The sequence below is a fragment of the Methylobacterium sp. 2A genome, assembly GCF_009806555.1.
Classification (GTDB): Bacteria; Pseudomonadota; Alphaproteobacteria; order Rhizobiales; family Beijerinckiaceae; genus Methylobacterium.
In genome coordinates this window covers 157947-170909 of sequence record NZ_VUOK01000029.1, presented here as the reverse complement: position 1 = coordinate 170909, position 12963 = coordinate 157947, and the positions used below count along the sequence as shown (strand labels likewise).

General features: G+C 71.2%; 12 protein-coding genes. 8 read left to right on the top strand and 4 right to left on the bottom strand.

Translation table 11 applies throughout. The annotated features are described in order from the left end of the window. Window positions 1-73: 73 nt before the first annotated feature. Window positions 74-1759, top strand: coding sequence for a methyl-accepting chemotaxis protein (locus tag FVE89_RS15355; RefSeq protein ID WP_160534798.1), 1686 nt, complete (start codon window positions 74-76; stop codon window positions 1757-1759). A 245-nt stretch (window positions 1760-2004) separates the two neighbouring features. Further along, window positions 2005-3288, top strand: coding sequence for a histidine-type phosphatase (locus FVE89_RS15350; RefSeq protein WP_160534796.1), 1284 nt, complete (start codon window positions 2005-2007; stop codon window positions 3286-3288). A gap of 124 nt (window positions 3289-3412) precedes the next feature. On the opposite strand, the gene FVE89_RS15345 is transcribed toward FVE89_RS15350, so the two are convergent. The 3 genes from FVE89_RS15345 to FVE89_RS15335 form a co-directional block, all read right to left on the bottom strand. Continuing rightward, the gene (locus tag FVE89_RS15345; protein ID WP_160534795.1) at window positions 3413-3667 is read right to left on the bottom strand and encodes a hypothetical protein; all 255 of its coding nucleotides are present in this window, start codon (window positions 3665-3667) and stop codon (window positions 3413-3415) included. 68 nt (window positions 3668-3735) lie between these two features. Next, window positions 3736-5274, bottom strand: coding sequence for a histidine--tRNA ligase (hisS, locus tag FVE89_RS15340; protein WP_160534794.1), 1539 nt, complete (start codon window positions 5272-5274; stop codon window positions 3736-3738). Between the two features lie 321 nt (window positions 5275-5595). Continuing rightward, window positions 5596-6099 carry a DUF3429 domain-containing protein gene (locus FVE89_RS15335; protein WP_160534793.1) on the bottom strand — a complete coding sequence of 168 codons (504 nt, stop codon included), beginning with the start codon at window positions 6097-6099 and terminating at the stop codon, window positions 5596-5598. Between the two features lie 456 nt (window positions 6100-6555). Here FVE89_RS15335 and rho point away from each other — a divergent pair, with 456 nt between their 5' ends. The 6 genes from rho (at window position 6556) to FVE89_RS15305 (ending at window position 12194) form a co-directional block, all read left to right on the top strand. Beyond that, entirely contained in the window at window positions 6556-7842 is a 1287-nt protein-coding gene (rho, locus tag FVE89_RS15330) for a transcription termination factor Rho (protein WP_160534886.1), read from the top strand. 392 nt (window positions 7843-8234) lie between these two features. Next, on the top strand, window positions 8235-8846 hold the full coding sequence (locus tag FVE89_RS15325) for a Maf family nucleotide pyrophosphatase (RefSeq protein ID WP_160534792.1): 612 nt from the start codon (window positions 8235-8237) through the stop codon (window positions 8844-8846). A 15-nt stretch (window positions 8847-8861) separates the two neighbouring features. Then, on the top strand, window positions 8862-9851 hold the full coding sequence (locus FVE89_RS15320; RefSeq protein ID WP_160534791.1) for a cation diffusion facilitator family transporter: 990 nt from the start codon (window positions 8862-8864) through the stop codon (window positions 9849-9851). Continuing rightward, window positions 9848-10708 carry a shikimate dehydrogenase gene (locus tag FVE89_RS15315; protein ID WP_160534789.1) on the top strand — a complete coding sequence of 287 codons (861 nt, stop codon included), beginning with the start codon at window positions 9848-9850 and terminating at the stop codon, window positions 10706-10708. The genes FVE89_RS15320 and FVE89_RS15315 overlap by 4 nt, the downstream gene beginning before the upstream one ends. Further along, the gene (gene coaE, locus FVE89_RS15310; RefSeq protein WP_160534788.1) at window positions 10705-11328 is read left to right on the top strand and encodes a dephospho-CoA kinase; all 624 of its coding nucleotides are present in this window, start codon (window positions 10705-10707) and stop codon (window positions 11326-11328) included. Before FVE89_RS15315 ends, coaE begins: the two co-directional genes overlap by 4 nt. A 59-nt stretch (window positions 11329-11387) precedes the next feature. Beyond that, window positions 11388-12194, top strand: coding sequence for a glucose 1-dehydrogenase (locus tag FVE89_RS15305; RefSeq protein ID WP_160534787.1), 807 nt, complete (start codon window positions 11388-11390; stop codon window positions 12192-12194). A gap of 415 nt (window positions 12195-12609) precedes the next feature. On the opposite strand, the gene FVE89_RS15300 is transcribed toward FVE89_RS15305, so the two are convergent. After that, a complete protein-coding gene (locus tag FVE89_RS15300) occupies window positions 12610-12942 on the bottom strand; it encodes a helix-turn-helix domain-containing protein (RefSeq protein ID WP_160534786.1) in 333 nt (110 codons plus the stop codon). Window positions 12943-12963: the final 21 nt, after the last annotated feature.

The following is a 12963-nucleotide window of genomic DNA, read 5'->3' as shown; positions in this document are numbered from 1 at the left end:
GTCCCGTTTCACGAAACGGTAACATCGCGTTGACATGACTTTGAGAAGTACTCCGACATATCCCGGTCATTCCGTGCATCTTCCGCTCCGCCTCCGGACCCAATTCCTCGTTCTCGCCGGGTTGACCGGCGTCATCGTGATCGGAGTCGGCGGCCAGGCCGCCCTGCGGATCCGGCAGAGTGCGGCCGTCACGGAGCGGATCGGCGACCGGTTGCTGCCGGCGGTCGATCTGCTCGGCGATCTGCGCGCCACCATGACCCGCGTGCGCCTCGGCGCCACCCGGGTCATCGACGAGACGGAGCCCTCCGCCCATGCGCGCGCGCAGGAGCGCAACGCGGCCCGCATCGGCGCGATGCAGGACCTGATCCGGGCCTTCGCGGCGCTGCCGGCCGAGCCCGGGGCCGCGGCGGATTTCACGGCCTTCACCGAACGCTGGCAGGCCTATCTGAGCGCGCAGACGGCCGCCTTCGCCCAGGTGGTCGCGGGTGACGCTGCCGGCGGGCGGACCGCCTTCAACGGCCCCGCCAACAAACTCTACGACGAGGCCTGGACGCGGCTCGACACGCTGAAGACCGCCTACAGCCGCAGGGCGCAGGAGGCGGCCGGGCAGGTGCGCGACACCAGCGCGGCGACGCTCACCATGATCCTGCTCGGGACCGGCTTCGGCGCGGTCCTGGCGCTCGCGCTGATGCGGTGGCTGGCCGGCGACATCGCCGTCCGTGCCCTGCGGGTCGCCGCCGCCATGTCGGAACTGGCCGCCGGCAACACCGACGTGACGGTCCCCCACACGGATCGGCACGACGAGATCGCCGAGATCGCCCGCGCGGCTTTGGGCTTCCGGGCGAGCCTGGAACGCAACCGGGCCCTGGAGGCCGAGACCGCCCTGGCCCGGGCCGACGCGGAGACGCAGCGCCGGGCGGCGATGCAGGCCCTGGCGCAAACCTTCGAGGGCAGCGTCGGCGGGGTGATCGAGGCCGTGACGGCGGCGGCCGCGCAACTCCAGACCACGGCCCGGAGCATGAGCTCCACCGCGGTCCAGGCCTCGGACCGCTCGGGGGGCGTCGCCCGGGCGGCCGAGGAAGCCGCCGACAATGTCGGCACCGTGGCCGCCGCCGCCGAGCAGCTCGGCACCTCGGTCCTGGAGATCGGCCGGCAGGTCCAGGCCTCGACCGGTCTGGCGCAGGCGGCGGTCGCGGAATCCGGGGAGACCGCTTCCCTGGTCCAGGATCTCAGCGCGGCGGTCGCCCGGATCGGCGATGTGGTCGGGCTGATCTCGAACATCGCCGCGCAGACGAACCTGCTGGCGCTCAACGCCACGATCGAGGCGGCGCGCGCGGGCGAATCCGGCCGCGGCTTCGCGGTGGTGGCCGCCGAGGTGAAGGCGCTCGCCGAGCAGACCGCGAAGGCCACCGAGGAGATCTCCGGGCAGATCGCCCGGGTCCAGGAATCCACCGGGCAGGCCGCCGGGGCGATCACCGGGATCGCGGGGCGCATCCGCGAGATCAGCACGGTCGCCGCCTCGATCGCGGCCGCCGTCGAGGAGCAGGGCGCCGCCACGCAGGAGATCGTCCGCAACGTTTCCGCGGCCGCCGCGCGGACCAGCGCGGTCACCGACAACGTCGTGGGCCTCGCCGGTGCCGCCGACGAGACGGGCGCGGCCGCCGCCCAGGTGCTGAACTCGGCCAACGCCCTGTCGCAGGAATCGGAACGGCTCGGCGCCGCGGTCGGGCAGTTCCTGGCGGGCCTGCGCGCGGCCTGAGGCGGCGCTCGGCGGGGTGATCGCTCAAGCATTCGAGACGCAGATCTGTCTGTCCGAAGCGTCTTTCGATCGGTCGATGCGATAAAATCATCGTCGAACCGGTCGATGAGATCTGAGACCGGAGCCGATACTGTCCGTCCTGCCGCAATCAAGGCTTCGAAAGCGCATGGATTGCGCGCGCCAGGGAGCCTGATCCATTGTCGGGCGATCGGATCATCCGGCGAAGGTGTGGAGCGGATCCCACGATGTCTCGGCGCGTCTTTCGGATCCTCGGCCGGCGTCAGTCGGGACTGGCCGTCGTGCTGACGACCATCCTCCTGGCACAGGCGCCCGCCCGGGCCGAGCCCAAGCTCGAACGCGTCGTGCTGGTCTCCCGCCACGGCGTCCCTGCGCCGACCGCTTCGCCGGCCGCGCTGGAGGCCAGGACCGGCCGCCCATGGCCGGCCTTCCCGGTCGAGCCGGGCGAGCTGATGCCGCACGGCGCCGAGGCCCTGTCGCGGATGGGGGCCTATCTGCGGAGCCTCTACGCCAAGGCGGAGCTGCTGCCCGAGACCGGCTGCCCGGCGGTGAACGCCGTGCAGGTCTGGGCGGACGGCGCCGCGAACCGCACCCGCAAGAGTGGTCAGATCCTGGCCGACGCGATCGTCCCGGGTTGCGGCCTCGTGGCGCGCCACGGGCCCGCCGGCGCCGTCGACCCGGTCTTCGACAGCGGGCGCATCTGCCCCCTGGACCCGGCCGAGGCCCTGGCGGCGGTCCAGGGCAGGACGGCGGGCGGATTTGCGGTGACCGACAAGGCCTCCGACAAGGCCATCGCGGCGCTGAAGCGGATCCTGGGTCCGGCCGCCTGCAAGGCGGTCCCGGCGGCCTGTCTCGATGGCCCGAGCACCCTCGTCGCCACGCCCACCGGGCCGAAGATCGAGGGTCCGCTGGCGCTGGCCGCCACCGTGTCGGAGAACCTGCTCCTGGAATACGCGGAGGGCCTGCCGCCCGATCAGGTCGCCTGGGGCCAGGGCACGCCCGAGACCCTGGCGGCGCTGCTCCCCGCCCACCGGCGCGCGGCCGACCTCCTGCGCCGGACGCCCGAGATCGCCACGTTCCGCGCGGCGACGCTGCTGCGGATGCTCAGCGATCTGCTGCAGGGCGAGGCGCCCCGGGGCCTCGGCGTGCCCCCGCTCGGGGCGAGCGCACGCCTCGTCGTGCTGGCCAGCCACGACACCACCCTGTCGAACCTGTCGGGCGCCCTCGGCCTCGGCTGGTCGCTCCCGGGCCAGCCGGATCCGACGGCCCCGGGCGCCACCCTGGCCTTCGAGGTCTGGCGCCATGCGGAGACCGGGGCGCGGACGATCCGGATCCGGATCTTCGCCCAGACCCTCGACCAGCTGCGCTCGGCCCGCGCGCTCGGGCCTCTCGACCCGCCGGTCTCGCTGCCGCTGACGATCGGGATCTGTCCGGCGCGGGACGGCGGCTGCGACCTGGAGACCTTCACCACCAAGGTCCGCGCCGCCATACCGCCGGTCTGTCTGCGGTAAAGCCGCGTCCCGGTTTCGAAAGGTCGAGACCTTTCGCGGGTCCAGGGCAGAGCCTTGGGTTCTTCTTCAGGGGCTCTGCCCCCGAACCCCTGCCCAAGGGCTCGCCCTTGGGAAACCCGGACTTTCAGAGCGGGCGGGCGCTGCCGAGCCGTGCCCCACGGGGCCGCCGGGCCGGTTTGTGCCGGGTCAGCGCGCTGAGCGCGGGAGCGGCGGCGATTCCGGCGCTGAGGACGGGGGCGCTGCCGGTGCCGGGCGTCGCAACCGCCACGGCGCTGGGCAGCCGGTCGGGGACCGGGCGGGCCGCCGAAGCCGGCGCCGCGCAGACGAGGAGCAGGGCGGCCGACAGGATCAGGGACTTGGTGGTCGTCTCGGCACGCATCCCCGGACTCTCCCTGCCGACAGGGTCGCGGCATCGACCGGGAACAACGCCGCCGGAGGCTTCGCGTTTCACCCCGCGGTCGATGGGAAGTGCCGAGCCAGCACGGCCCGAACCTGCGCCACCAGATCGGCTTCGGGACACGAGAACTGCGCCGGCCGCGCCGCCTTCCATTCGGCGTTGCTGGCGATGGATTCCGCCGCCCGGGCGCCCTCGATCAGGTCCTTGATCTGAACCTCCCCGGCCAGCCGCTCGTTCGAGCCCTGGATGATCGCCACCGGGGCGCGGCGGCGGTCGGCATACTTCATCTGCGCCTTCATGCCCGCGGACCCGAGATAGAGCTCGGCCCGGATGCCGTCGGCGCGCAGCAGCGCCACCAGCCGCTGGTAATCCGCCATGTTCTCGCGATCGAGGACCAGCACCACCACCGGCCCAGGCGCTTCGGAGCCGGCGAGCAGCGGGCTGTTCACGAGCTGCAGCGCCGAGAACAGGCGCGAGACGCCGATCGAGAAGCCCGCCGCCGGCACCGGCTCGGCCCGGAAGCGCCCGACCAGCCCGTCGTAGCGCCCGCCGCCCGCCACCGAGCCGAAGCGCACGGTCTGGCCGTCCTCGTTGGTGACCGGGAAGGTCAGCTCGGCCTCGTAGACCGGCCCGGTATAGTATTCGAGCCCGCGCACCACGCTCGGATCGGCCTGGATCACGTCATGGCCGTAGCCGGCGGCGGCGCACAGGCGCATGATCGCGTGCAGCTCGGCGATGCCTTCCCGGCCGGTCTCGGATTGGCCCACCGCGTCGTGCCAGCCGGCAAAAAACTTTTCCCAGAACGCCACCTTGTCGGCGCTGTCCGCGGCATCGGCCTGGAACGACACGTAGGCCAGGATCCGCCCGATCGCCGCCTCGTCGAGGCCCGCGCCCTTGGTGAAGTCGCCGCTCTCGTCCTTGCGGCCGGCACCCAGCAGCTGGCGCACCCCGTCGACGCCGAGCCGATCGAGCTTGTCGATGGCGCGCAGCACGGTGAGGCGCTGGCCGGCCCGGTCGTCACCCGCCAGCCCTGCGGCCTCCATCACGCCGTCGAGCACCTTGCGGTTGTTGACCTTGACCACGTACTGGCCGCCGAGCCCGAGCCGGTTCAGCGTGTCGGCCATCAGCATGCAGATCTCGGCATCGGCCGCGACGCTGCCGGCGCCCACGATGTCGGCGTCGAACTGCATGAACTGGCGGAAACGGCCCGGCCCCGGCTTCTCGTTGCGGAACACGTAGCCCGCCCGGTAGCTGCGATAGGGCTTCGGCAGCGCGTCGAAATGTTCGGCCACGAACCGGGCGAGCGGCGCCGTGAGGTCGTAGCGCAGCGAGAGCCACGCCTCGTCGTCGTCCTGGAACGAGAACACGCCCGCGTTCGGCCGGTCGAGGTCGGGCAGGAATTTTCCCAGCGCCTCGGTATACTCGACGAAGGGGGTCTCCAGGGCCTCGAAGCCGTAGAGCTCGAAACTCCGCCGGATCGTCTCCAGCATCCGGTGCTGCGCGGCGATCTCACCGGCGCGCCGGTCGACGAAGCCGCGCGGCAGGCGGGGCTTCAGGGTTTCGGGCTTGGCAGTTTCGGGCTTGGACATGTGAAGGCGTTCGCTTCTCGCGGGCTAGAGCCCGGATCCGGCATCGGATTGAGTCGCCCCCGGCGGCCGGGGATCCTGGCCCGGGCTCTAGAGCATGCCGGGCGAAAGGGGAATTCGGTTTGCGGAACCGTCAATGGGCCGGGACGCGCTCGTCTCCCCGCGAGGGCTACGCCGTCCGCCTATCGGGTCCGAACCCGCGCGTTTCCCTCCCCCGCAGAGGGGGGAGGGAGAGATGCGGGACCGCTTGTGACCTGTTTTCAAACGGAGTTGAGCTGATCCGGCAGCCAACACGAAAGCTGGGTCCGATTGCTCGGATCACCCTCAATACGGCGCCGTCAGCTTCAGCCAGAGCAGCACCGCGAGGCTCACCACGGCGATCGGCATCTGGAGCGGGCGCAGGCGGGCATGGGCGAGCGGCACCTCGCCGGAACGGGCCTGGATCGGGTCGAGGATCCCGATGAGGGCGTAGCCGAGGATCAGCAGCGCCAGGGCCGGCACCGCCTTCCCCATCACGGCGGCCAACAGGCTGAACAGCCCGAGCGCGTAGAGCACCAGCATCGTGACCATCTGCGACAGCCGTGGGCCGCCCTCGGTCCGGAAGCTGACGCCCCGGTGGACGCCGGCCAGGAACAGCAGGATCGAGGCTGCGTAGAGCAGGGTGAACAGGGCCACGAGGTAGTCGAGCGGCTGGCCGTTCAGCCACCACGCCGCCGCGGCGCCGGCCGCGATCGGCACCATCGGTCCGAAGCCGAACACGACGTCGAGCCAGGGGATCCGGCGCGGCTCGTGCGTGGTGAGGGTGCGTCCGGCGGCGTCGTCGCGCATGGCGGTCTGGCAGGCTCTCAGGTCGAGGACAGGGACAGGCTGGACGTCTGTTGCGCCGCAGCGCCGGGACGGTGAACGATCCCGCGCGGACCGGGTTCCGGGACCGGCCGCCGCGTCGCCGGTCTAACCCCGGCCCGTCCCATCCGCGAGGGTCTTCGCGAAGCTCTTGAGTGCGGCGGGGAAACGCGTTATCTGTGACGGGCCCTCACCACAAGGTCTGCGCCGCAGCGCGCCCGTGAGCCTGAGGGTCCTGCCAGTACGGTTTCGCCAATCTGATCCTCGGGCCCCTCGCCGCAGCGCGGCCCGCCCTTCGGCGCCCGTCCCCCGGGTGCTTGGCACAGAACCGGCCCTCCCACCTTCTCCGTCGGTTGCAAGACACCCATGACGCCACACCCCGACGCCCTCGCCGAGATCGAGACCGCGGAGCCGGCCGATCTGCCCGCCGATCGGCCCACCATGCCGGCCGCCCTCGAAGGCGTCCGCGAGGTCAAGCTCCAGGACCTCAAGTCGAAGACGCCCACCGACCTGACCGCCTTCGCCGAGGAGGTCGAGGTCGAGAACGCCTCGACCATGCGCAAGCAGGAGCTGATGTTCGCCATCCTGAAGCAGCTCGCTGCCAAGGAGGTCGAGATCATCGGCTCGGGCACCGTCGAGGTGCTGCAGGACGGCTTCGGCTTCCTGCGCTCCTCCGACTCGAACTACCTGCCCGGCCCGGACGACATCTACATCTCGCCGACCCAGATCCGCCGGTTCGGCCTGCGCACCGGCGACACCGTCGAGGGCCCGATCCGCGGCCCCAAGGACGGCGAGCGCTACTTCGCCCTTCTCAAGGTCAACACGATCAACTTCGAGAACCCGGAGAAGATCAAGCACAAGGTCCACTTCGACAACCTGACGCCGCTCTTCCCGACGAAGCGGTTCAAGCTCGAACTGGACAACCCGACCAAGAAGGATTTCTCGCCGCGGATCATCGACATCGTGGCGCCGATCGGCAAGGGCCAGCGCGCCCTGATCGTGGCGCCGCCGCGCACGGGTAAGACCGTGCTGATGCAGAACATCGCCCAGTCGATCACCCTCAACCACCCCGAGTGCTACCTGATCGTGCTGCTCATCGACGAGCGGCCCGAGGAGGTCACCGACATGCAGCGCTCGGTGAAGGGCGAGGTCATCGCCTCGACCTTCGACGAGCCGGCCACCCGCCACGTGCAGGTCGCCGAGATGGTGATCGAGAAGGCCAAGCGCCTCGTGGAGCACGGGCGCGACGTGGTGATCCTCCTGGATTCCATCACCCGCCTCGGCCGCGCCTACAACACGGTGGTGCCGTCCTCCGGCAAGGTGCTGACCGGCGGTGTCGACGCCAACGCCCTGCAGCGGCCCAAGCGCTTCTTCGGCGCCGCCCGCAACATCGAGGAGGGCGGCTCGCTCTCGATCATCGCCACCGCGCTGATCGACACCGGCTCGCGCATGGACGAGGTGATCTTCGAGGAGTTCAAGGGCACCGGCAATTCCGAGATCATCCTGGACCGCAAGGTCTCCGACAAGCGCATCTTCCCGGCGATCGACATCACCCGCTCGGGCACCCGCAAGGAGGAGCTGCTGGTCCCGCCGGATGCGCTCAAGAAGACCTACGTGCTGCGCCGCATCCTCAACCCGATGGGCGTCACCGACGCGATCGAGTTCCTGCTCGACAAGCTGCGCCAGACCAAGAGCAACAGCGACTTCTTCGACTCGATGAACACCTGAGGCGCCGGTTCAACGGGCGTCCCAACCCTCCACCTCATCCTGAGGTGCGGCGCAGCCGCCTCGAAGGAGGGCTCCAGGGATCGCGTGGCCGGCTGGAAGGCTCCTTCGAGGCCTCCGCTGCGCTCCGGCACCTCAGGATGAGGGGGGCGATTGGAGCGCCGGTGCACCTCTGCCTCTGTCCCGCTGCGGCACGAAAACCAGCGGCCGCACGATACGGCCGTTGACCTTCCCCTAACCGGACCCTGCCAAGAGTCCTCTCCGGGCGCCAGGTTGCGTAACGGCCCCGCGACAGCCCCGCCGGCCGGTCCATTCCGACGGCGGGGCTCGTCGCAGCGCCTCGGCTGGCGCAATCGCCGTCTTGCGCCCGTCATCGGATCCGTGACACTGGCGCGATGCCCCGCTCGCCCTGGACCGGCCCGCACCCGCTCCTCCTCGCCTCGACCAGCCCGACCCGGCGCCTCCTGCTGGAGGGCGCGGCGCTGCCGGTCGAGACCATGGCCCCCGAGGTCGACGAGCGCGCCCTGGAGGCTCGGAGCGCCGGCCTGTCTCCGCCCGATCTCGCCCTGCACCTCGCCCGCGCCAAGGCCGAATCGGTGGCGGCCCGGTGCCCCGGACGCCTCGTCCTCGGCGCCGATCAGGTGCTCGCTTGCGACGGCACGGTGTTCCACAAGCCGGCCGATGCCGCGGCCGCCCGGGCGCAGCTCGCCCGCCTGTCCGGCCGCACCCACGCGCTGCATTCCGCCGTAGCGCTGGCTGGGACTGTCCAAGATACCTTCGTGGAGACCGCCCGGCTGACCCTGCGCCCCCTCGATGACCGGGCGATCGCGGCCTATGTGGACTGCGCCGGCGAGGATCGCGTGCGGGCGAGCGTCGGCGGCTACCAGCTCGAAGGGCCCGGGATCCACCTGTTCGAATCGGTCGCGGGCGATCACAGCACGGTGCTGGGCCTGCCGCTGCTGCCGCTCCTCGCACGGCTGCGCGCCGCCGGGCTTCTGGCGTTCTGAAGGGGAGTTACCGTCTTGGCCGGACACGACCATTCGCACGGCGGCCACGGGGGGCATTCCCATGGTGGTCACGGCGGCCATGCCCACGGCGGATCTGGCGGCCACGTCCATGTGCCCAAGAATTTCGGGCCGGCCTTCGCGACCGGCATCGCGCTCAACACCGTCTTCGTGGTGATCGAGGCGATCTACGGCTATCTCGGCAACTCCATGTCGCTTGTGGCTGATGCCGGGCACAACCTGTCGGACGTGCTGGGCCTCGTGGCCGCCTGGGTCGCGGCGATCCTCGTACGCCGCCGCGCCACCGCGCGCTTCACCTACGGCTATCGCGGCTCCTCGATCCTGGCCGCCCTGTTCAACGCGGTGTTCCTGCTGATCGCCATGGGGGCGGTGATCTGGGAGGCGCTGGTCCGCTTGGTCCACCCCGAGCCCGTGGCCGGCATCACCGTGATGGTGGTGGCCGCCATCGGGATCCTGGTGAACGGCGTCACCGCGTGGCTGTTCGCCAGCGGCGCCAAGGGCGACATCAACATCCGCGGCGCCTTCCTGCACATGGCGGCCGATGCCGCGGTCTCGGCCGGGGTGGTGATCGCCGGCCTCGTGATCCAGCTCACCGGGCTGGCCTGGCTCGACCCGGCGGTCAGCCTCGTCGTCGCCGGCCTCGTGGTCTGGGCGACCTGGGGGCTCCTGCGCGACAGCGTGGCGATGTCGCTCGATGCCGTGCCGCCGGAGATCTCCCCCGAGGCGGTGACCGGCTTCCTGCGCGAGCGGCCCGGCGTCGCCGACCTTCACGACCTGCACATCTGGCCGATGAGCACCACCAGCGTCGCCCTGACGGTCCATCTCGTGATGCAGGAGGGCCATCAGGCCCATCGCGTGCCCGGAAACGGCTTCCTGTCCGAGACCGCCGAGGGCCTGCGCGCGCGCTTCGGCATCGGCCACGCCACGATGCAGATCGAGGAGGCCGGCGGCCCGGCCTGCCGGCTGGCGCAGGATTGCGCGGCGTGACCACCGGAACCCCCCGCGCCTTCGTGGTCGGCCACCCGATCGCCCATTCGCGCTCGCCGCTGATCCACGGCCACTGGCTCGCCGAGCACGGCATTGCCGGCTCCTACGAGCGCCTGGACGTGGCCCCGGAGGCCTTTTCGAATTTCGTCCGGGCCCTGCCCGCATCGGGCTACCGGGGCGGCAACGTCACGATCCCCCACAAGGAGGCGGCCTGCCGGCTCGCCGACACCCTGACGCCGCGGGCGGAAAAGATCGGCGCGGTGAACACCCTGGTGGTCGGTCCCGATGGGCGGATCCATGGCGACAACACCGACGCGCCGGGCTTCTGCGCCCATCTCGATCACAGCCTGGGGGCGGACTGGCCGGCGCGGGGGACCGGCACCGCCGTGGTGCTGGGTGCTGGCGGCGCGGCCCGGGCGATCGTGGTCGGGCTGGCCGAGCGGGGGATGCGGCGCATCCGCGTCGCCAATCGCACCCTGGCCCGGGCCGAGGCGGTGGCGGCGCTCGCCCCCGGTATTGCCGACGCCCTCGCCTGGGACGACCTGCCGGCGGCGCTGAAAGAAGCCGGGCTCCTCGTCAACACCACCTCGCTCGGCATGAAGGGCCAGCCGCCCCTCGCCCTCGATCTCGCGCCCCTGCCGCGGGAAGCCGCGGTGGCCGACATCGTCTACGCGCCGCTCGAAACCGATCTTTTGGCAGCGGCGCGCCGCCGGGAACTGGCCGCCGTGGACGGGCTCGGCATGCTGCTGCACCAGGCGGTGCCGGGTTTCGAGGCCTGGTTCGGGCCGCGCCCGGCCGTCACCCCCGCTCTGCGCGACCGGATCGTGGCGGATCTCGCCCCGGCTCTGGCCCCATGAGGCCGAAGGCCGGGTCCGGACCGATCGTGCTCGGGCTCACCGGCTCGATCGGCATGGGCAAATCGGCCACCGCGGCGCTGTTCGCCCAGCGGGGCGTCCCGGTCCACGACGCGGATGCCGCCGTCCACGCGCTCTATGGGCCCGGCGGCGCGGCCGCGGCGGCGATCGGGGCGGCTTTTCCCGGCGTGCTCGACGCGGACGGCGGCGTCGACCGGACACGCCTGCGCGCGGCGGTTCTGGACGCCCCCGACCGGATGGCCGCCCTGGAGGCGATCGTGCATCCCCTGGTCCGGGCGGCCAGCACGGATTTCCTGGCCCGGCACCGGACAGCGCCGCTCGTCGTCCTCGACATTCCCCTCCTCTACGAGACCGGCGGCGAGGGCCGCTGCGACGCGGTCGCGGTGGTGAGCGCGCCGCCCGAGATCCAGCGCGCCCGGGTGCTGGCCCGCCCCGGCATGAATGAGGCCGCCTTCACGGCGATCCTGGCCAAGCAGATGCCGGACGCCGAGAAGCGGGCGCGGGCGGATTTCATCATCGACACGAGCCGGGGCTTCCCCGCGGCAGAGGCCGAGGTGGCGCGGATCGTCACCCGGCTGACCCAGGACGGAGAATCGGGTTAAGGCGAAGGCCGAACAGCGCCTCGATTCTCGGGTCGGTGCGCTTCGCGGCGAGTGATGCCATGGCGGACCGGCTTCGGGACAAGGTGACGCTCGTGACCGGCGCAGGCCGCGGCATCGGTGAAGCCATCGCGCGGGCCTTCGCGGCCGAGGGCGCGTTCGTCTGGGTCACCGACCGGGACACGCCGGCCGGTTGCGCGGTCGCCGAGACGATCGGCTGCGACCGGGCACGGTTCGCACCGCTCGACGTACGCGACGAGGCGGCCTGGGAGGGCGTGATGGCGGATCTCATGGCCCGGCACGGCCGTCTCGACGCGCTCGTCAACAATGCGGGCGTCACCGGGTTCGAGGACAGGCCGGTCGCGCACGATCCCGAGACCGCCACCCTGGCCGATTGGCGGGCGGTCCACGCGACGAATCTCGACGGCGTCTTCCTCGGTTGCAGGGCTGCGATCCGGGCGATGCGGCGGACGGGGAGCGGCGCCATCATCAACATCTCGTCGCGTTCTGGCCTCGTCGGCATTCCGATGGCGGCGGCCTACGCCTCCTCCAAGGCGGCGATCCGCAACCACACCAAGACGGTGGCGCTGTACTGCGCCGCTCAGGGGCTGAACGTGCGCTGCAATTCGGTTCATCCCGCCGCGGTGCTGACGCCGATGTGGGAGCCGATGCTGGGGAATGGCCCCGACCGCACAGACCGCATGGCCGCCCTGGTTGCCGATACGCCGTTGCGGCGCTTCGGGACCCCGGAGGAAGTCGCGGCGGTCTGCGTCCTGCTCGCGTCCGACGAGGCCGCCTACATGACCGGTGCTGAGATCAGCATCGACGGCGGGTTGCTCGCCGGCACCGCAGCTACCCCCGGAGGCTAGAGCCGACACGTCCCGCGCCGTGAGATATTCAAGGCGGAGTGCGTGTCATCTTGGAGGCACATGCGCGATGAGAGGCCGCCCATGATGCGAACAGGGTGGATGATCCGGTCGCCACAGGCTTTCGTCCGCCGCTTCGGGTCGAGGCCTGGGTGGCGCGCCGGGCGAGGGGCCTGCTTCATCCTGGCTCTGCTCGCCATTGCGCCGGCCCGCGCGCAATACACCGCATCCTGCCCGCCCCCCAAGAAATTCGCCGCTGGCGCCTGCGTCACGGCCTGTCCGGCCGGCTACGAGGACCAGGGACGTGTCTGTGTCTATCGCAACATGTCCCGGTGAGTGCCGGATGTCGATGAAGGGCCGGGCTCTCGATTATCCTCTTGCTGAACCGCCCACACGCCGTGTCGCGGGTGCAGCGCGCTCAGGATGCGGCGGTCACATCCCGCTCTTCGGGTGAACCGAGTATCTCCTCGACCAGACGCGGCTTTCTCTCGAGCATCGCGAGAAGGACGAGCGCGGCGCCCTGTGGCCGCCGACGCCCCTGCTCCCACTGCCGGAGGGTATCGACCGGCACGCCGATGCTGCTGGCAAAGACGGGCTGCGAATTGCCGGTGCGTTTGCGGATCGCCGCGACGTCGACCTGCTTCGGAATGTGCAGGCGAAGACCGTGATCGGGATCCCCCGCATCGTGTCGGCGAATTTGCGCGAACCCGTCCATGAGGTCGTTGAAGATGTCGTCGGTCACATCGTTCATGTCGAAGGCCTTTCCCAAGAG